Source organism: Microbacterium sp. C23T (genome assembly GCF_053345975.1).
Genome location: NZ_JBKFBD010000020.1, coordinates 19,766 through 38,140 on the forward strand (window position 1 = coordinate 19,766; position 18,375 = coordinate 38,140).

An 18,375-nucleotide genomic window follows, 5' to 3' on the forward strand; every position below is an offset into this window, starting at 1 on the left:
GATGTGAGCGTCTTCATGCAACCTGGTGAGGGGCGATCGACCCTGGATGCGATCGCCGCCGCAGCCACCGGGGCAACATCAGCCATCGGCATGTTCGCTTGGGCGAGCCGCGAGGGCCTGAGGAGGTTCCTCAACGAGCCGATGATCCAAACGCTGCTCGACGTCGGCGAGGTTCGTCTCATCATCGGCCTCGATGCGGTTACAAACACACAGAGCCTCGATGCGCTTGCATCGGCAATAAGTTCGACACCTTCATTGCACGTTGACATCTTTCTCCACAACGAGGCGCGGATATTTCATCCGAAGACGATCTGGTTTCACCGCCCAGATGGAACCGGACAACTTGTCACTGGTTCCGGGAACCTCACGGCATGGGGACTTACCAACAACTGGGAGTTCGGCGCGCGCGTGCCTCTCACCGCAGGCGAACTCGACTCGATAGAGAAAGAGTTCGCCGATTGGTGTGATGCTCATGCTGCGAATCTCGTCGACGTTGGGGACGAACGGGCGCGCGCACGCGCGGCCAACAATCGGACCCCGGAGAGAGCAGCGATCAGTAAGGAAGCTTCCATCGAGGCGGCAATGGACGCGCAGCTCGAATCGCCCGAGTTACTGGACGAAGCTGATTCCAACAATCCGGCCTGGTTCCTCGCCGACCTACCCAGAGGGCGCGGCGGGTACGCCCAGACAGGCTTCCCCTTTGCGATCATGACGGATTACTTCGGCTACCAAGATGGAGGCGTGTGGATCGACCTCGCGGAAGTCGATGGAGACGGGAACGAGACGGCGCTCGAACACCGTTACATCGGCACGAAGGAGAGCGTCAATTGGTCCTTCGACCTCACCGGGGCCCGCGGTATACCCGTCACGACGCCCGGGCCAATCGGCGTATTCATGCGCCTCGCCGACGGATCATTCCGCTATCACCTTCTCGGCCCGGGAGCACCGGACTTCGAGGTCGCCAGCACGCTGCTCGGCGCGCTGCCCCAAGTCGGCCCCCACACCAATCTGCGACGCGCCTACCCGACCACCGAGGATGTGAGACTGAGATGGCCGACGTGCCCGCTGCTGAGTGCGGTTTCTTAGGGCCGCATGAGCAACAGCAGCTCCGACGATGCGTTTCGCTTGACCGCTCTCTCACGCCGATTAAACTGCGCGTGAGTGGAACCTTCAATTTCCCTCATCTCGACTGACTCGAAGTAATCTGAAGCGATGCGCTGAAGATCCCCTACATCGATCGAACGCACCGTCGCATCCAGCCGCTCGTAGCTCGCGGAGTACGACAAGACAACCGGAAAGCCACGCTCTCGCGCCGTGTGGAAGAGTTGGTCAAACGCACCCGGCGCTTGGGCCGGGATGCTAAACGGCGACTGATGCCGCCGCGTCCGATACAAACCCCGGCTATGCGTCGCACCCGCCTTGAGATTGGAAACCGTGATCCCCGGATCATCCCCCAAGGCGATGGTCTCGAGCACGTGATAGAAACGGCTGTAGTGATCCCGGGTGTAAGGCGGATCCGCATACACGACGGCCGACTCAGTCGGCGCGGTCCCAATGGCGTCGAGGTAGTCGAGTGTGTTCGCGTGTATGGCGCACGCTGGCATACCAGTCCAGGTCGCCTGCGCCGTTTCACGCACTAGTTGATGTGTGTCGCGTCGACGCGCCTGAGCAACTTTCCTTAGGAGCGCTGGCTTTAGCTCCCCATGTCGCTCGCGCGGACGGATGGGTTGCGCGAAGTGGCCCCCAACCGTCGTGGCGACTTGACTGGCGACGCGGATGGCGACCGCGAGGATCGCATCGCGCAGCCGACCGTCTAGAGACTTCGCGTGTCCACATAAGGCGTCGATCGCTAATGCGTGCTCATATGAGAAGTAAACCCCGCCGTAGTACTGAAAGATGAGCGAAGTTGCTTGCTCCGTGGCGAGGGCCGACTGAAGATCGGTGTCGAATCCCCCGATCCATCGCTGTGTATGTGCGCGGAGAGAGCCTTCATCGATCATCGCGGCAATTGCCGCAATGTCCACGCGATGGTAGGCCTCTCGCTCGAACTGCACTAGCCGTGCGACGTCCCCGTCGCTAAGCACTCCTTCAAATCGGGACAGCGCGCGATCGACTTCCTCGATCGCGCATTCGATCTCGACATCCCCAAGGAACGACCCGTCGAGCAGAACTCGCGCGTACTCCTGAATGTCACTAGCAAATACCGGGCGCTGTTGGCCGACATAGCGCGCGACCGCTCCGGACCCGGTGAATGGATCAATAACGGGGCTGGTGTTGGACGCTGCAACTTCGTCTATCGCATCTGCGATCGCCCCGACGAACCGCGTCTTGTTCCCGAGATATGAGATGGTCCGTTCGCTTGCGCTCGCAACCAGAGCGGCCACGGGCTAGAAGTCCCAATCCTCGTCCTCGGTGGCCTCGGCCTTGCCGATCACGTACGACGAGCCTGACCCCGAGAAGAAGTCGTGGTTCTCGTCGGCGTTCGGCGACAGGGCGGACAGGATCGCCGGGTTCACATTCGTGACCGTCGAGGGGAACATCGCCTCGTAGCCCAGGTTCATGAGGGCCTTGTTGGCGTTGTAGTGCAGGAACTTCTTGACGTCCTCGGTGAGACCGACACCGTCGTAGAGGTCCTGCGTGTACTGCACCTCGTTGTCGTAGAGCTCGTAGAGCAGCGAGAACGTGTAGTCCTTGATCTCGTCGCGCTTGGCCTGGTCGACCGTCTCGAGTCCGCGCTGGAACTTGTAGCCGATGTAGTACCCGTGCACGGCCTCGTCACGGATGATGAGGCGGATGAGGTCGGCCGTGTTGGTGAGCTTGGCGCGGCTCGACCAGTGCATCGGGAGGTAGAACCCCGAGTAGAAGAGGAACGACTCGAGCAGAGTCGAGGCGACCTTGCGCTTGAGGGGCTCGTCGCCGCGGTAGTACTCCATGACGATCTGAGCCTTCTTCTGAAGGTTCTCGTTCTCGACCGACCAGCGGAACGCCTCGTCGATCTCCTTCGTCGAGCACAGCGTCGAGAAGATGGACGAATACGACTTGGCGTGCACCGACTCCATGAACGCGATGTTCGTGTAGACGGCCTCCTCGTGGGGCGTGATGGCGTCGGGGATGAGCGACACCGCGCCCACCGTGCCCTGGATCGTGTCGAGGAGCGTGAGCCCCGTGAACACGCGCATCGTGAGGGTCTGCTCCTCGGGGGTGAGCGTGTTCCACGACTGGATGTCGTTCGACAGCGGCACCTTCTCGGGCAGCCAGAAGTTGTTCACGAGGCGGTTCCACACCTCGAGGTCCTTGTCGTCCTGGATGCGGTTCCAGTTGATGGCCTGGACGTGGTCCAGGAGCTGGAGCTTCTCGCTCATCGTCCTTCTTCTCTCGGAATCCTGATCAGACCGTCAGAGCGTGCAGCTGACGCACTCGCTCATGTCGGTCCCCTCCAGCGCCATCTGGCGGAGGCGGATGTAGTAGATCGTCTTGATGCCCTTGCGCCAGGCGTAGATCTGGGCCTTGTTGATGTCGCGCGTGGTCGCGGTGTCCTTGAAGAACAGCGTGAGCGACAGACCCTGGTCGACGTGCTGCGTGGCGGCGGCGTACGTGTCGATGACCTTCTCGTAGCCGATCTCGTACGCGTCCTGGTAGTACTCCAGGTTGTCGTTCGTCATGAACGCCGCCGGGTAGTAGACGCGGCCGAGCTTTCCTTCCTTGCGGATCTCGATCTTCGCCGCGATCGGGTGGATCGACGACGTCGAGTTGTTGATGTACGAGATCGAGCCGGTGGGCGGCACCGCCTGCAGGTTCTGGTTGTAGATGCCGTGCTGCTGGATCGAGGCCTTGAGCGCGCGCCAGTCGTCCTGCGTGGGGATGTGGTGGCCGGCGAACATCTCGGCGACCTTGGCCGTCGCGGGAACCCACTCCTGCTCGATGTACTTGTCGAAGAACTCGCCCGATGCGTACGTCGAGTCCTCGAACCCGTCGAAGGTCTCGCCGCGCTCGATCGCGATCTTGTTCGACGCGGTCAGCGCGTGGAACAGCACCGAGTAGAAGTAGATGTTCGTGAAGTCGACACCCTCTTCCGACCCGTAGTAGACGTGCTCGCGGGCGAGGTAGCCGTGCAGGTTCATCTGGCCGAGGCCGATCGCGTGCGAGCGGTCGTTGCCGTCCTCGATCGAGCGGACCGAGGCGATGTGGCTCTGCTGACTGACGGCCGTGAGCGCACGGATGCTGGTGTCCACGGTCTTCGCAAGATCGCCGCCGTCCATCGCCAGGGCGATGTTGAGCGAACCCAGGTTGCACGAGATGTCCTTGCCGATCTGGGCGTAGGACAGGTCCTCGTTGTAGGTGGTGGGCGTGTTCACCTGCAGGATCTCGGAGCACAGGTTGGACATGTTGATCCGGCCCTTGATCGGGTTGGCCTTGTTCACCGTGTCCTCGAACATGATGTACGGGTAGCCCGACTCGAACTGGATCTCGGCGAGGGTCTGGAAGAACTCGCGCGCGTTGATCTTCGTCTTCTTGATGCGCGGGTCGTCGACCATCTCGCGGTACTTCTCGCTGACCGAGATGTCGCCGAACGGCACGCCGTAGACGCGCTCGACGTCGTATGGGGAGAACAGGTACATGTCCTCGCCGTTCTTGGCGAGCTCGAACGTGATGTCGGGGACGACGACGCCCAGCGACAGCGTCTTGATGCGGATCTTCTCGTCGGCGTTCTCGCGCTTGGTGTCGAGGAACTTCATGATGTCGGGGTGGTGCGCGTTGAGGTACACCGCACCTGCACCCTGACGCGCGCCGAGCTGGTTGGCGTACGAGAAGGAGTCTTCGAGGAGCTTCATCACGGGAATGATGCCGCTGGACTGGTTCTCGATCTGCTTGATCGGCGCCCCCGCCTCGCGGATGTTCGACAGCAGCAGCGCCACGCCGCCGCCGCGCTTGGACAGCTGCAGCGACGAGTTGATGCCGCGCGAGATCGACTCCATGTTGTCTTCGATGCGCAGCAGGAAGCACGAGACGAGCTCGCCGCGCTGCGCCTTGCCGGCGTTGAGGAACGTCGGCGTCGCAGGCTGGAAGCGCCCCGAGAGGATCTCGTCGACGAGGTTGGTGGCCAGCAGCTCGTCGCCGTCGGCGAGGGCGAGCGCGGTCATGACGACGCGGTCCTCGAAGCGCTCGAGGTAGCGCTTGCCGTCGAAGGTCTTGAGCGTGTAGCTCGTGTAGTACTTGAACGCGCCGAGGAACGTCTCGAAGCGGAACTTCTTGCCGTACGCGAAGTCGTTGAGCTGCTGGATGAACGCGAACGAGTACCTCTCGAGCACGGCGGGCTCGTAGTACTCCTTCTCGACGAGGTAGTCGAGACGCTCCTTGAGGGAGTGGAAGAACACCGTGTTCTGGTTCACGTGCTGCAGGAAGTACTCCCGCGCAGCGCGCTTGTCGGCGTCGAACTGGATCTTGCCGTCCGCGTCGTACAGGTTGAGCATCGCGTTGAGGGCGTGGTAGTCCATGCCCTCGAAGCGTGCCTGCGTCTTGAAGTCGGTCTCCGTCAGAGTTCCCACCAGCGTTCCAATCCCGCGCTCACGCGTTCCACATCTTCAGGCGTGCCGAATACCTCTAGCCGATACAAGTGCGGCACGTGACACTTGCGGCTGATGATGTCGCCGGCGACGCAGAAATGCTCGCCGAAGTTGGTGTTCCCCGCCGAGATGACTCCGCGGATGAGGCTCCGATTGCGCTCGTCGTTGAGGAAGCGGATGACCTGCTTCGGAACAGCGCCCTTCTCGACTCCCCTGCCCTGGCCTCCGCCATAAGTGGGTGTCACGAGGACGTACGGCTCGTCGACCACGAGCGCCGGATCCGTGGAGTGAAGTGGGATCCGGACCGCTCGAGCGCCGAGTTTCTCGATGAAGCGTGCGGTGTTGCCCGACACGCTCGAGAAGTAGACCAGCAGTGGCGCGTCCGTCGCGACGCGCTGCGTCACGACCGCGGACATGTCAGGCCAGACGCGAGGCGAGCTCGTCGATCTTGTCGGGACGGAAGCCCGACCAGTGGTCCTCATCGGTGATGACGACCGGCGCCTGGAGGTAGCCCAGCGCCTTGACCTGCTCGAGGGCCGTGGGGTCCTCCGAGAGGTCGTGGATTTCGTACTCGATCCCCTTGGAGTCGAGTGCTCGATACGTCGCCGTGCACTGCACGCACGCGGGCTTCGTGTAAACCGTGATCGCCATGTCGATTCCGTCTCCTCAGTGCTTCCCCCGGTGGCATCCGGTGCTCTTTCCCGGCAGTCCCCCCACCGGGAGTCCAATACTACATATGGGTACCGACATTCGATAGCACCACAAGGGCTAGTAGTTACATCGGTGTGATTTTCCACCGTTCTCCCCATGTACAACACAGGTTGTCCACGGATTCATCCACAGCCGCCAGGGTCTGGAAAAGGCCAGGATCACGGGGCTTTCGAACGCCACGGCCGCATCCGTCCACAGGCTGCACGCTAGCCATCGCCTCCGACATCGGATTCGCCTGTGGACAGCGCTTCCGGCGTGTCGCGGGCGTGTCGCGCACGGGTGTGCGTCGAGGTCGTCGACGCGGCCGTACGGGCACATCCCCGGGCGTGCCGTAACGTTGTCGGGTGGCCGGCTACCGGGAACTTCTGCGCACCCCCGGGGTGGCCCGCATCATCGCGGCACAGCTGACCGCGCGCTTCCCGAACGGGATGATCAGCCTCGTGATCCTCCTGCACATCGAGGGGATCACCGGCTCGTACGGCGCCGCAGGCATCGTCCTCGCGGCGGTGTCGATCGGCCAGGCGCTCGCCGGCCCCGTCACGAGCCGCTGGATGGGCCGTTGGGGCATGCGCCGGGTACTGACCCTCACCACGGTCGTGGCCGCGGCATCCCTCACCGCGATCGCACTCCTCGTCGTCCCGGTTCCGGTCTACATCGTCCTGGGGTTCATCGCGGGCGCTGCGACACCGCCGATCGTCGCGGCGGTGCGCACGATCTACGCCAAGATGGTCAACTCCACGCAGCTGACGGCGCTCTATTCCCTGGACGCCTCGCTGCAGGAGTTCATCTGGATCCTCGCCCCGGTGCTCATCACCTTCGTGGCGACGCAGGCCGGCACCGTCGTGGGTCTCATGCTGGTCGTGGTCATCCTGGTCGCCGGTGGCGCCTGGTTCATCCTCTCCCCCGAGGTCGGTCGCGTGCGCATCCCGCGCAGCAAGCGCTCCTTCGGCACGGTGCTGACCCGCCCGCCGATCCTGCTCGCGACCGTCATCGGCTTCCTCCTCATCGGCTCGTTCGCGGCCGTCGAGGCGAGCGTCGTGGCGACCTTCGACCACGGCGGACTGGAGGCGGGACTCGTGCTCGCCGTCTTCTCGATCGGCAGCCTCGCCGGCGGCCTCTCCTTCGGGCACCTGCCGATGGGCCGCTGGGCCATGGCGCGCCGCCTGACGGTCGTGGCCATCGGGCTCGCGCTCACCGCGCTGTGGGTCAACGTGTGGTGGATCGGCGCCACGCTGTTCCTCGCCGGCATCGGCATCGCGCCGGCACTGGCCGTGCTGTCGGCCGTGACCACCGCGAGCGTCAAGTTCAGCGACACGGCCGAGGCGTTCGGATGGGTCGGCACAGGTCAGCTCATCGGCGCTGCGGCGGGGTCGGCCGTCGCCGGCCTCCTCATCGACGGCCCGGGTGGCGTGACGGCCGCATTCACCTCCGCCGCCGCGTTCTGCGCACTCGGACTCCTGGTCGCGATCGTGTTCGCTCGGGGCCTTCCCGACTTGCGCGTGCGCGGTGCGAGCCCGATCCCCGACACCGAGCCGGTCACGACGATCGGCTGAGCCGATCCGCCACGCATAGCCGTGTCATAGACGGCGCATAGCCGCGAGCGCTCTACTCGAAGGCATGAACCCCGACGACACCACCGCCCGGCGCGATCGCGAGTGGCTCGATGACGACGGCAACCCGATCGACGAGGATCACCGCGGCCTGGTCTACGACATCCGCACCCTCGTCGACCGGCGACGCGCGCTCGGCATCTTCGGCGGCGTCGCGCTCACCAGCCTGCTCGCCGCCTGCGGCGCCATGGACGATTCGGATGCCTCGGCCACGCCCTCGTCGACGGGATCCGCGTCGCCGAGCACGGCGCCGTCCGCATCGGCGACCACCGAGGCCGAGGCATCCGTCCCCCTCGATGAGGTGCCCGACGAGACCGCCGGACCCTACCCGGCGGACGGGTCGAACGGCATCGACGTGCTCGACGACTCCGGCATCGTGCGGGCCGACATCCGCTCGAGCTTCGGGTCGTCGACGACGGTCGCCGAAGGCGTGCCGCTCACGATCGCGCTGACCGTCAGGGACGCCGCGACCGGCGCGGCGCTGGCGGGCCGCGGGGTGTACCTCTGGCACTGCGACCGCGGCGGAAACTATTCGCTGTACAGCCGTGGGGTCGAGAACGAGAACTACCTGCGCGGGGTGCAGGAGACCGATGCGAACGGGACGGTCACCTTCACGTCGATCTATCCGGCGTGCTACTCGGGGCGCTGGCCGCACATCCACTTCGAGGTGTACGACGACATCGCCACCGCCGTCGCGAACGGCCCGATCGTGAAGACGAGCCAGATCGCGCTGCCGCCCGAGACCAACGACGCGGTCTACGCAACGAGCGGGTACGAGCAGAGCGTGCGCAACGCGTCGCAGGTGTCGCTGCAGAGCGACAACGTGTTCCGGGACGACGGCGCCGTCCACCAGCTCGCCACCATGTCGGGCTCTGTGGCCGCGGGCTACACCGCCGCCCTCACGATCGGCGTGTAGGCGTCCGGGTCACGCGAGCCGGCGGAGCATCTCCAGCAGGGCGAGCGCGTAGGCGTCGGCGGGCTCGGGGTGCTCGAACACCCGCCGCTCGCCGCCGAGCACGATCTCGACCTCGTGGTTGTCGGGCATCCGCCGCAGCGACCGGAAGGCACCGCGCAGCATCTCGCGCAGCTGGTGCTCGTACGGCAGCCACAGCGCGTCCTCGAGGGCGACGGAATCCAGCGCCCATTCGGTCGTGCCGTTGAAGGCCAGGATGCGCCCGGTCGGGTACTCGCGCGGCTCGATGGTCATCTCGCTGACGGTGAAGACGTCGGCCTCGAACTCCGGCTCGTCGAGCTGGAAGCGGTCGCCCGAGTGCGGGTGCCACACCAGGCCGGCTTCGCGCAGGGCCAGGGCCAGCTCCGTCGAGATCACACCACCATTCTGGCCCGGCTCGTTCCTCCCCGTGTCGCGCCGCCACGCCGCAGCGATCACGCCAACCTCCGCCGCCATCCTGCCGCGCGGTGAGGAGGGTTTCGCCGCGCCCGTAGGCTGAGCGCATGCCCGCCCCCGTCACCCTCCCCCGCCTGGCGTGGGGCTCGGCCTCGGCCGATCGTCGCGCTCTCCTCATCCACGGCCTCGGGTCCAACGGCGCCCTGATGTGGCGCTACGGCTCGGCTCTCGCGGACGCCGGATGGCGGACGGATGCTGTGGACCTCCGCGGGCACGGCACGGCCCCGCGCACGCTCGACTACACGCTGGCGGCCTATGCCGCGGACGTCGCGGAGACCCGTCCGGTCGACGCCGGCCCGTGGGACCTCGTGATCGGCCACTCGCTCGGGGGCGCAGCATCCGTTCTGGCCGCCGCAGCCGACCCGTCGTGGACGCGCCGTCTCGTCCTCGTCGACCCCGCACTCCTGCTCACCGACCATGACCGCGACATCGTGCGCGACAGCCAGACCCGCTCGTTCGACGACCCGTCGCAGGCGGCCGTGCGGGCGGAGCACCCGCACTGGCACCCGCACGACATCGAGCTGAAGGCGCTGTCGGCGCAGCAGGCGAGCCGCTGGGCGGTGGAGCAGACGAGCGCTCAGAACGCGGAGTGGGACGTCACGGATGCTGCGCTTCGCATCGCGGTGCCGACCCACGTGATCGCGTCCGACCCGGGCGTGTACTCGATCTTCCGCGGCAAGCCGGCGGAGGCCGCCGTGGCGCCCAACCCGAACTTCACGGTGTCGGTCGTCGCCGACGCCGGGCACTCCCCGCACCGCGATCAGCCGGAGGCGACGATCGAGGCGCTGTTCGCCGCACTCGCCTGAAGCCGGCGGGCAGACCTACTGCACCGTGATCTCGACGCCCTGGCCGACGTCGAGCACAACGCCCACGAAGGACGGCAGCACGCTCGCGAGCTCTTCGCGCAGGTCGTCGACCGGCGGGGTCTGACCGTCGTCGGTCGTGATCGCGATGGTGGCGGTCGCGCCCGACCAGTCCAGGCCGTACACCCGAGCACCCTCGTCGGCGCTGAGCCACTCGGTCGCCGCGTCCTGGATCGCGACAGACCATCGCGCCAGCGCCACCGACACGGCGGAGTTCACCGCGAGCGGTATTGCGATGACCACGGCGAGCACCGTGACGATGACGTAGGCGCGGCGCCGGTTCGCGACCGGCGACGATCCCGGATCGCGCGCGTATCCGGCCAGGGTGAAGACGATGCTGCCCGCGATCACGAGGGCGACGACGTTGGAGAGGAACAGCCACAGCGCGCCGAGCGCGTCGGCCCAGAGGCCCTGCCCCGCACAGACGCCCACGACACCCAGCGGCGGCACGAGCGAGATCGCGATCGCCACACCGGGAAGGATGGCGCTCAGATCCTTCCGGCACATCGCGAAGCCGCCCGCGAAGCCGGTGGCGAGCGCCGCCACGAGGTCCATGAAGCTGGGCGAGGTGCGCCCGAGCACCTGCGAGTTGGTCTCGAGGCTCTCCGGCGTCGCGACGAACAGCGAGAACGCCAGGCCCAGCACGATCACGATGACGAGCCCGAGCAGCACCCACATGATCGACCGCACGACCAGGCTGAGGTGCCCGGTGACGATGCCGAGCCCGATCCCGAGGATCGGTGTGCCGAGCGGCGCGATGATCATCGCGCCGATGACCGTCGCGGTGGAGTCGGTCAGCACGCCGGCGATCGCGATGATGCCGGCGAGGGTCAGCATGATGAGGAACCCGCTGCGTTTGCCGGCGCGATCGCCGGAGCCGAGGTCGAGCGCCTCGGTCACCTCGGCCGCGGTCTGCCGCTGCGTCGGGGGGATGAGCGCCTGGAGCATCTCCGAGAGCGTCGCCATGCGCACATCATCGCGTAAGAATGGCGTGGTGGCGTCCTTCGAACCGAGCGAGATCCTGAACGACGAGTTACTGGAGCGTTTCCGCGCGCGGGCCGCCGTTCACGATCGCGAGAACACCTTCCCCGACGACGATCTGGCCGAGCTCAAAGCCGCCGGGTACCTCGCGATCCTCGTGCCGGAAGAGCTCGGCGGATCCGGGCTGGGGCTGGCCGAGGCATCCGTCCTCCAGCAGCGCCTCGCGGGCGCGGCCCCGGCGACGGCCCTCGCGATCAACATGCACCTGGTCTGGACGGGCGTCGCGAAGGTGCTCGCCGACCGCGGGATCGACGCGCTGAGGTTCGTGCAGGAGGGCGCGGCGGCCGGCGAGGTCTTCGCGTTCGGGATCAGCGAGGCGGGGAACGACCTCGTGCTGTTCGGGAGCGGAACGGATGCTGCGCCCCTCCCCGACGGCGGATACTCGTTCACCGGCACCAAGATCTTCACGTCGCTGGCGCCGGTGTGGACGCAGCTCGGCCTGCACGGACTCGACACGTCGTCGGAGGACGCGCCGCGGATGGTCTACGCGTTCGTCCCGCGGTCCGAGGTGCAGGCGGGCCGCGTCGTCGTCCGTGACGACTGGGACACCCTCGGCATGCGCGGCACGCAATCGCGCACGACGGAGCTCCGCGACGCCGTGGCGCCCGCCGACCGGATCGTGCGGCGACTCGCCCCGGGCCCGAACCCCGACCCGCTGGTGTTCGGCATCTTCAGCGTCTTCGAGATCCTCCTGGCGTCGGTGTACACCGGCATCGCCCGGCGAGCACTCGACGTCGCCGTCGGCACGGCCGGAAAGCGCACGTCGAAGCGCACCGGCAAGGCGTACAGCCAGGATCCCGACATCCGCTGGCGCATCGCCGGCATGGCCCTCGCCTACGACGCCCTTCCGCCGCAGATCGACGCGCTCGCCCGTGACGTCGACGACCTCGCCGATCACGGGGCCAAGTGGTTCTCGCTGCTCGCGGGGCTCAAGCACCGGGCCGTGACGGCCGCGAAGCAGATCGTCGACGAGGCCGTGCTCGTCGCCGGCGGATCCTCGTACTTCTCGGGCACCGAGCTGGGCCGCCTCTACCGTGACGTGCTGGCCGGCCTGTTCCACCCCTCCGACCCGGAATCGGCGCACTCGACCGTCGCGACCGCCTGGCTCGGGCCGATCGAGGACTGAGACATGTCGACGCCGACGCGCCTCCTCAGCCCCGCCGATCAGGAGCGCCGCCGTGGGCTGCGCACGATGAAGGGCGTCGCCCTCGGCGCGCTGATCTTCATGGCGGTGCTGTTCGCCTTCTCGTTCGCGTTCCAGCAGGAGATCCCCGCGCTCGCCTACGTGCGGGCGGCGGCCGAAGGCGGCATGGTCGGCGCTCTCGCCGACTGGTTCGCGGTCACGGCGCTCTTCCGGCATCCGCTCGGGATCCCGATCCCGCACACGGCGATCATCCCGAGCCGCAAGGACGAGATCGGCCGCACCCTCGGCGAGTTCGTCGAGACCGAGTTCCTGCGCGCCGACGTCGTGCGCACGAAGCTCGACCAGACCGCGATCGCCGCCCGCCTCGGCGAATGGCTGAGCGCGCCGGTGCATGCCGAACGGGTCGCGGCCGAGGCATCCGTCATGGCCGGAAGCGTGCTGCGCGCGCTCAGCGACGACGACGTCCGCGACGTGATCGAAGAGCTCGCCCGCGAGCACCTCATCGCACCGGAGTGGGGTCCGCCGCTGGGCGAATGGCTCGAGCGGATCATCGACGCCGGCGCGCACCACGGCGCCGTCGACCTCGCCGCCGACACGATCGCCGCGTGGCTCGCGGCCAACAAGACGGCGTTCACGGGCGTCGTGTCGCGCCGCCTGCCGGCGTGGGTGCCGTCGGTCGCGCATCGCTTCGTCGACGACACCGTGTACAACGAGGCGGTGAAGTTCGTCGCCGCCGTACAGGCGGACCCTCGGCATCCGGCCCGCGTCGCGATCGACGGCTACCTCGCGCGTCTCGCCGGCAACCTGCAGCACGACCCCGCGACGATCGGGCGCTTCGAGGACGCGAAGCTCGCCGTGTTCGACAGCCCCCGCGTGCGCGAGCTGGCCGGCGAGGCCTGGGCGACCGCGAAGGCCGGCCTGCTGCGCTCGCTCGCCGACCCCGAGAGCGGACTGCGGCGACGGGGCGTGGAGGCACTGGTCGAGATCGGCGAGCGATTGACGACGGATGCTGCGCTCCAGCGCCGCGTGGACACCTGGGTGACGGACGCCGCCGTGTTCCTCGTCGACCGCTACCGCCACGACATCGCGTCCATCATCACCGACACCGTCGAGCGGTGGGACCCCGTCGAGACGACGGAGAAGATCGAGCTCATGGTCGGGCGCGACCTGCAGTACATCCGCCTCAACGGCACGATCGTCGGCGCGCTCGCCGGACTCGCGATCTTCTCGATCGCGCACGCGCTGCTCGGGTGACGCGTCGCGGCGAGCCGTGTTAAGAGTGCGTGAAGTCCGGGGCGATCGCGGCCGCCGAGAGTTACCCTGATGCCGTGTCCGCGGACGAGCCCACCCAGTACCTCTTCAGCTACGGCACGCTGCAGAACGCCGACGTGCAGCTCGACACGTTCGGCCGCCTGGTCGAGAGCGAGCCCGACGCGCTGCCCGGGTACACCGTCGACTACGCCGAGATCGAAGACACTCGCGTCGTCGACCTGTCGGGTCTGACCGTCCACCCGATCGTGCGCGAGACGGGGAACCCCCTCGACAAGGTCGTGGGCAAGGCGCTGCTCGTGACCGAGGACGAGCTCGACGCGGCCGACGAGTACGAAGTGGCGCTGTATCGACGCTGCGCGGTGGTGCTGGCGAGCGGTCGCTCCGCGTGGGTCTACGTCGCGGCGTGAGCGCCCGGTAGCGTCGACACGTGACGCTTTCCCACGATCCCTCGTGGCCACGCGCAGGTGCGTGGCCCCCGCTCGAAGACGGGAGCTGGGATGCCGCGATCCTCGGCGTTCCCGCATTCCGCACGTCCCTGTCCCCCACCGGTGCGCACGCGACGCCCGCGGCGATCCGCGACGCGCTGCGCCGCTACAGCCCGACGCTCCTGGGCCCTCCCCCGGTCGACCTGAACGACGTGCTGCGCATCGCGGATGCGGGCGACGTGGCCGAGCCCGACGGACCGGAGGGCGAGGCATCCGTCCGCTCCACGGTGTCGGAGCTGCGCGAGCGCGCGGATCTCGTCGTCGCGCTCGGCGGCGACAACTCGCTCACCTACGCGGTGGCGCAGGGCGCCCAGGCCATGGGGCTCATCACCATCGACGCGCATTTCGATCTGCGCGACGGCGTCTCGAACGGCTCTCCGGTGCGGCGGCTGGTCGAGGACGGCCTCGACGGGCGGCGGATCGTCCAGCTCGGCATCGCCGATTTCGCCAACTCCGTCGCCTACGCGCAGCGCGCGGCGGACTACGGCATCACCGTCGTGACCATGGACGACCTGCGCCGCCGCGGCGCCGCTGACGTCGCGGCCGAGGCGCTCGAGATCGCCGGCGCCGGCGGGGGCCCGGTGCACCTCGACATCGACGTGGACGTGTGCGACCGGTCCGTGGCGCCCGGGTGCCCGGCATCCGTCCCCGGCGGACTGGCCGCCTGGGAGCTGCGGGCGCTCGTTCGCGCCCTCGCCGCCGACTCCCGCCTGCACAGCGCCGACATCGCCGAGGTCGACGCCACGGCGGATGCCCCCGACGGGCGCACGGTGCGCCTCGCGGCGCTCTGCGTACTCGAACTCCTCGCCGCCAAGGCCTCAGGAAAGGTCACGTCATGATCCGTCTCGCACTGGTGCGGCACGCGAAGTCCGAATGGGGCAACCCCGGCCTCGACGACCACGACCGCCCGCTGAACGATCGCGGCCGGCGCGATGCGCCGCGCATGGCCGCGCGGCTCGCGGCGACCGGCTTCCGCCCGGACGTCATCCTCTCGAGCACCGCCGTGCGCGCGCGGACGACGGCCGAAGCCTTCGCCGCCGAGCTCGGCGTGGCGGTCTCGCTGGACCCCGAGCTGTACGGTGCCCCGGCGCGCACCCTGCTTGCCGCCGCCGCGGCCACGCGTGCGGCGACGGTCATGGTGGTCGCGCACGATCCCGGGATGAGCGCCCTCGCGGCGAGCCTCTCGGACGACGACATCGACCACATGCCGACGTGCGCCGTCGCGACGTTCATCTGGGCGCAGGACGACTGGGACGTCGCGAGCTCCGTCGACCCCGACAACTGGACGTTCGACACGCCGCCCCGCTGACGCCGGTCAGAGCGCGGCGCCGCCGATCCACACCGTGTGCACGAGCGGCACACCGGGGCGGTAGGCGAGGTGCACGCGGGTCGGCGCGTCGAGCATCACGAGGTCGGCGCGCATCCCCGGGGCGAGTGCGCCCACGTCGTCGCGGCGCAGCGCCTTCGCGCCACCGGCGGTCGCTGCCCACACCGCCTCGGCGGGCGTCATCCCCATCTCGCGCACCGCGAGCGCGATCATGAGGGGCATCGAGCTCGTGAAACTCGACCCCGGGTTGCAGTCGCTCGCGAGGGCGACGGTCGCTCCCGCATCGATCAGCCGTCGCGCATCGGGGTACGGCTGGCGGGTCGAGAACTCCACGCCCGGCAGCAGCGTCGCGACCGTGGTCGAACCCGCGAGCGCGGCGACATCCTCGTCCGACAGATACGTGCAGTGGTCGACGGATGCTGCGCCCAGCTCGACAGCGAGACGCACACCCTCGCCCGGTCCGAGCTGATTGCCGTGCACGCGCGGCTCGAGGCCGTGCGCGACGCCCGCGGCGAGGATGCGCCGCGACTCGTCGGGCGTGAACGCCCCGCGCTCGCAGAACACGTCGATCCACCGGCTGTGCGGAGCACACGCGTGGAGCATCGCGTCGCAGACGAGCTCGACGTACTCGTCGCGCCGCTCGCTGTACTCGGCGGGCACGACGTGGGCGCCGAGGAATGTGACCTCGGGCGTGACTTCCGCGGCGAGGCGAGCCAGTCGCTCCTCGTCGGCGACGGTGAGCCCGTAGCCCGTCTTGATCTCGAACGTCGTCGTCCCCTGGCCGTGGAGCTCGGCCACGAAGCCCGCGAGGCGCGCCCGCAGCTCCTCGTCGCTCGTGGAGCGCGTGGCCCCGACGGTACGCCGTATGCCCCCTGCGGCATACGGCGTACCGGTCATGCGCGCCTCGAACTCGTCGGCGCGGTCGCCCTCGAACACGAGGTGCGTGTGACTGTCGACGAACCCGGGGATGACCGCGCGGCCCCCGGCGTCGACGACCTCGACCGCCTCTTCCCGCGAGAGAACAGGTGGTCGCCGAGATGCGGGTTGGTTCCCCACCTCTCGTCCACCAGAAGCACTCTCGCGGTCGAGTGCGGAGGCGGGGCCGACCCATGCGATCCGGTCGCCCACGATCAGCACGGCGGCGTCGTGCAGCGTGCCGAGGGCATCGCCGTCGGAGGCGACGTTGGTGGTCAGCTCGCCGATGTTCGTGATGAGCGTGGTGGTCACAGCATCCGTCCGTCAGTCACCGAGCATGGGCACGTTCAGGCCGCGCTCGCGCGCGACCTCCTTCGCGCGGTCGTAGCCCGCGTCGACGTGGCGCATCACGCCGGTGCCGGGATCGTTGGTGAGCACGCGCTCGAGCTTCTCCGCGGCGAGCGGGGTGCCGTCGGCGACGGTGACCTGACCGGCATGGATGCTGCGGCCGATGCCGACGCCGCCACCGTGGTGGATCGACACCCACGCCGCACCCGACGCCGTGTTGAGCAGCGCGTTGAGGAGCGGCCAGTCGGCGATCGCGTCGGAGCCGTCGGCCATGGCCTCGGTCTCGCGGTAGGGCGAGGCGACCGAGCCCGCGTCCAGGTGGTCGCGGCCGATCACGATCGGGCCCGAGAGCTCACCCGAGGCGACCATCTCGTTGAACTTCAGCCCGGCGAGGTGGCGCTCCTTGTAGCCGAGCCAGCAGATGCGCGCCGGGAGGCCCTCGAAGTGCACCGCGTCGCCGGCCTTGTCGAGCCAGCGCACGAGCCCCGCGTTGTCGGGGAAGAGGGCCTTGACGGCCTCGTCCGTCTTGCGGATGTCCTCGGGGTCACCCGAGAGCGCGACCCAGCGGAACGGTCCGCGCCCCTCGGCGAACTGCGGGCGGATGTAGGCGGGAACGAAGCCCGGGAAGGCGAACGCCCGGTCGAAGCCGCCGAGCTGAGCCTCGGCGCGGATCGAGTTGCCGTAGTCGAAGACCTCGGCCCCGGCGTCCTGGAATCCCACCATCGCCGCGACGTGCTTGGCCATCGAGCCGCGCGCGCGGGCGGTGAACGCCTCGGGGTCACGCGCCGCTTCGGCCTTCCAGTCCTCGAACGCGATGCCCACCGGCAGGTACGCCAGCGGGTCGTGGGCGCTGGTCTGGTCGGTGACGATGTCGACGGCGACCTCGCCTGCGCGGTGACGCAGCAGCACGTCGCCGAAGACCTCGGCGGCGTTGCCGACGACGCCGACCGACAGCGCCTCGCCGGAGGCCTTCGCCGCCATCACGCGCGCGAGCGCCTGGTCGAGGTCGGTCGTGTACTCGTCGAGGTAGCCGTGCTCGACACGGCGTGCCAGGCGCGACTCGTCGACGTCGACGATGAGCACCGCTCCCCCGTTCAGGGTCACGGCGAGCGGCTGTGCGCCGCCCATGCCCCCGGCGCCGCCGGTGAGCGTGAGCGTGCCCGACAGATCGTCGCGCCCCAGCGACCGCGCCACGGCGGCGAACGTCTCGTACGTGCCCTGGAGGATGCCCTGCGTGCCGATGTAGATCCAAGACCCCGCGGTCATCTGGCCGTACATCGTCAGGCCGAGCTCCTCGAGGCGGCGGAACTCGGGCCACGTCGCCCAGTCCCCCACGAGGTTCGAGTTGGCGATGAGCACGCGCGGCGCCCACTCGTGCGTGCGGAAGACCCCGACCGGCTTGCCCGACTGCACCAGCAGCGTCTCGTCGGGCTCGAGCTCGTCGAGCGTGCGGACGATGGCATCGAACGCCTCCCACGAACGGGCCGCGCGCCCCGTGCCGCCGTAGACGACGAGGTCCTCCGGGTGCTCGGCGACCTCGGGGTCGAGGTTGTTCATGAGCATGCGCTTGGCGGCTTCGGCGCCCCAGCTCTTGGCGGTGCGCTCGGGGCCTCGCGGCGCGCGTACGGCGCCTTCGCCGAGCCCGCGCGCGGCCGGCGCGGTCGTCGAGCTTGTGGGAACGGACATC

18 protein-coding genes are annotated in these 18,375 nt (G+C 68.3%); 9 read left to right on the forward strand and 9 right to left on the reverse strand.

What is annotated here, in order from left to right:
* Positions 1–3: 3 nt before the first annotated feature.
* Positions 4–1,086 carry a phospholipase D family protein gene (locus ACLBXX_RS12490; protein ID WP_447658283.1) on the forward strand — a complete coding sequence of 361 codons (1,083 nt, stop codon included), beginning with the start codon at positions 4–6 and terminating at the stop codon, positions 1,084–1,086.
* On the opposite strand, the gene ACLBXX_RS12495 is transcribed toward ACLBXX_RS12490, so the two are convergent.
* From ACLBXX_RS12495 to nrdH, 5 genes are read right to left on the reverse strand one after another with little or no spacing between them, the layout of a single operon-like run.
* Positions 1,083–2,384 (reverse strand): DNA adenine methylase, encoded by a 1,302-nt coding sequence (locus tag ACLBXX_RS12495; protein WP_447658284.1) that lies wholly within the window; start codon positions 2,382–2,384, stop codon positions 1,083–1,085. The genes ACLBXX_RS12490 and ACLBXX_RS12495 overlap by 4 nt on opposite strands.
* A gap of 3 nt (positions 2,385–2,387) precedes the next feature.
* Entirely contained in the window at positions 2,388–3,362 is a 975-nt protein-coding gene (gene nrdF, locus ACLBXX_RS12500; protein WP_045299980.1) for a class 1b ribonucleoside-diphosphate reductase subunit beta, read from the reverse strand.
* Between the two features lie 33 nt (positions 3,363–3,395).
* Entirely contained in the window at positions 3,396–5,495 is a 2,100-nt protein-coding gene (gene nrdE / locus ACLBXX_RS12505; RefSeq protein WP_387146157.1) for a class 1b ribonucleoside-diphosphate reductase subunit alpha, read from the reverse strand.
* A gap of 38 nt (positions 5,496–5,533) precedes the next feature.
* Entirely contained in the window at positions 5,534–5,980 is a 447-nt protein-coding gene (nrdI, locus tag ACLBXX_RS12510) for a class Ib ribonucleoside-diphosphate reductase assembly flavoprotein NrdI (RefSeq protein WP_082497045.1), read from the reverse strand.
* A 1-nt stretch (position 5,981) separates the two neighbouring features.
* The gene (nrdH, locus tag ACLBXX_RS12515) at positions 5,982–6,215 is read right to left on the reverse strand and encodes a glutaredoxin-like protein NrdH (RefSeq protein WP_045299982.1); all 234 of its coding nucleotides are present in this window, start codon (positions 6,213–6,215) and stop codon (positions 5,982–5,984) included.
* A 404-nt stretch (positions 6,216–6,619) separates the two neighbouring features.
* Between nrdH and ACLBXX_RS12520 the strand changes: the two genes are divergently transcribed.
* Together ACLBXX_RS12520 and ACLBXX_RS12525 are read left to right on the forward strand one after the other, a co-directional pair.
* Positions 6,620–7,828 (forward strand): MFS transporter, encoded by a 1,209-nt coding sequence (locus tag ACLBXX_RS12520; protein WP_447658285.1) that lies wholly within the window; start codon positions 6,620–6,622, stop codon positions 7,826–7,828.
* A gap of 64 nt (positions 7,829–7,892) precedes the next feature.
* Positions 7,893–8,801, forward strand: a complete 909-nt coding sequence (locus ACLBXX_RS12525) for an intradiol ring-cleavage dioxygenase (protein WP_447658286.1) — start codon at positions 7,893–7,895, stop codon at positions 8,799–8,801.
* 9 nt (positions 8,802–8,810) lie between these two features.
* On the opposite strand, the gene ACLBXX_RS12530 is transcribed toward ACLBXX_RS12525, so the two are convergent.
* Entirely contained in the window at positions 8,811–9,215 is a 405-nt protein-coding gene (locus ACLBXX_RS12530) for a pilus assembly protein CpaE (RefSeq protein ID WP_387145569.1), read from the reverse strand.
* Positions 9,216–9,340: 125 nt separating this feature from the next.
* Between ACLBXX_RS12530 and ACLBXX_RS12535 the strand changes: the two genes are divergently transcribed.
* Positions 9,341–10,099: an alpha/beta fold hydrolase gene (locus ACLBXX_RS12535; RefSeq protein WP_447658287.1), complete on the forward strand. Its 759-nt coding sequence runs from the start codon at positions 9,341–9,343 to the stop codon at positions 10,097–10,099.
* A gap of 15 nt (positions 10,100–10,114) precedes the next feature.
* On the opposite strand, the gene ACLBXX_RS12540 is transcribed toward ACLBXX_RS12535, so the two are convergent.
* Positions 10,115–11,122, reverse strand: a complete 1,008-nt coding sequence (locus tag ACLBXX_RS12540; protein WP_447658288.1) for a TIGR00341 family protein — start codon at positions 11,120–11,122, stop codon at positions 10,115–10,117.
* A 28-nt stretch (positions 11,123–11,150) separates the two neighbouring features.
* Between ACLBXX_RS12540 and ACLBXX_RS12545 the strand changes: the two genes are divergently transcribed.
* From ACLBXX_RS12545 to ACLBXX_RS12565, 5 genes are all read left to right on the forward strand, one after another.
* Positions 11,151–12,323: an acyl-CoA dehydrogenase family protein gene (locus ACLBXX_RS12545; RefSeq protein WP_447658289.1), complete on the forward strand. Its 1,173-nt coding sequence runs from the start codon at positions 11,151–11,153 to the stop codon at positions 12,321–12,323.
* 3 nt (positions 12,324–12,326) lie between these two features.
* A complete protein-coding gene (locus ACLBXX_RS12550; RefSeq protein ID WP_447658290.1) occupies positions 12,327–13,595 on the forward strand; it encodes a DUF445 domain-containing protein in 1,269 nt (422 codons plus the stop codon).
* Positions 13,596–13,669: 74 nt separating this feature from the next.
* A complete protein-coding gene (locus ACLBXX_RS12555; RefSeq protein ID WP_310292197.1) occupies positions 13,670–14,020 on the forward strand; it encodes a gamma-glutamylcyclotransferase family protein in 351 nt (116 codons plus the stop codon).
* Positions 14,021–14,040: 20 nt separating this feature from the next.
* On the forward strand, positions 14,041–14,937 hold the full coding sequence (locus ACLBXX_RS12560; RefSeq protein ID WP_447658291.1) for an agmatinase family protein: 897 nt from the start codon (positions 14,041–14,043) through the stop codon (positions 14,935–14,937).
* Positions 14,934–15,407 (forward strand): SixA phosphatase family protein, encoded by a 474-nt coding sequence (locus tag ACLBXX_RS12565; protein WP_387145551.1) that lies wholly within the window; start codon positions 14,934–14,936, stop codon positions 15,405–15,407. The genes ACLBXX_RS12560 and ACLBXX_RS12565 overlap by 4 nt, the downstream gene beginning before the upstream one ends.
* A gap of 6 nt (positions 15,408–15,413) precedes the next feature.
* Here ACLBXX_RS12565 and hutI read toward each other — a convergent pair whose 3' ends face one another.
* Positions 15,414–16,652, reverse strand: coding sequence for an imidazolonepropionase (gene hutI / locus ACLBXX_RS12570; protein WP_447658292.1), 1,239 nt, complete (start codon positions 16,650–16,652; stop codon positions 15,414–15,416).
* A gap of 12 nt (positions 16,653–16,664) precedes the next feature.
* On the reverse strand, positions 16,665–18,374 hold the full coding sequence (gene hutU, locus ACLBXX_RS12575) for a urocanate hydratase (RefSeq protein ID WP_447658293.1): 1,710 nt from the start codon (positions 18,372–18,374) through the stop codon (positions 16,665–16,667).
* Position 18,375: the final 1 nt, after the last annotated feature.

What these genes read in the sequence shown, in the direction of transcription:
- ACLBXX_RS12535 (WP_447658287.1), top strand. Translation starts at nt 9,341, where the DNA reads ATGCCCGCCCCCGTCACCCTCCCCCGCCTGGCGTGGGGCTCGGCCTCG.
- hutU (WP_447658293.1), bottom strand. Translation starts at nt 18,374, where the DNA reads ATGTCCGTTCCCACAAGCTCGACGACCGCGCCGGCCGCGCGCGGGCTC.
- nrdI (WP_082497045.1), bottom strand. Translation starts at nt 5,980, where the DNA reads ATGTCCGCGGTCGTGACGCAGCGCGTCGCGACGGACGCGCCACTGCTG.
- ACLBXX_RS12565 (WP_387145551.1), top strand. Translation starts at nt 14,934, where the DNA reads ATGATCCGTCTCGCACTGGTGCGGCACGCGAAGTCCGAATGGGGCAAC.
- nrdE (WP_387146157.1), bottom strand. Translation starts at nt 5,495, where the DNA reads ATGGACTACCACGCCCTCAACGCGATGCTCAACCTGTACGACGCGGAC.
- nrdH (WP_045299982.1), bottom strand. Translation starts at nt 6,215, where the DNA reads ATGGCGATCACGGTTTACACGAAGCCCGCGTGCGTGCAGTGCACGGCG.
- nrdF (WP_045299980.1), bottom strand. Translation starts at nt 3,362, where the DNA reads ATGAGCGAGAAGCTCCAGCTCCTGGACCACGTCCAGGCCATCAACTGG.
- ACLBXX_RS12525 (WP_447658286.1), top strand. Translation starts at nt 7,893, where the DNA reads ATGAACCCCGACGACACCACCGCCCGGCGCGATCGCGAGTGGCTCGAT.
- ACLBXX_RS12550 (WP_447658290.1), top strand. Translation starts at nt 12,327, where the DNA reads ATGTCGACGCCGACGCGCCTCCTCAGCCCCGCCGATCAGGAGCGCCGC.
- ACLBXX_RS12540 (WP_447658288.1), bottom strand. Translation starts at nt 11,122, where the DNA reads ATGGCGACGCTCTCGGAGATGCTCCAGGCGCTCATCCCCCCGACGCAG.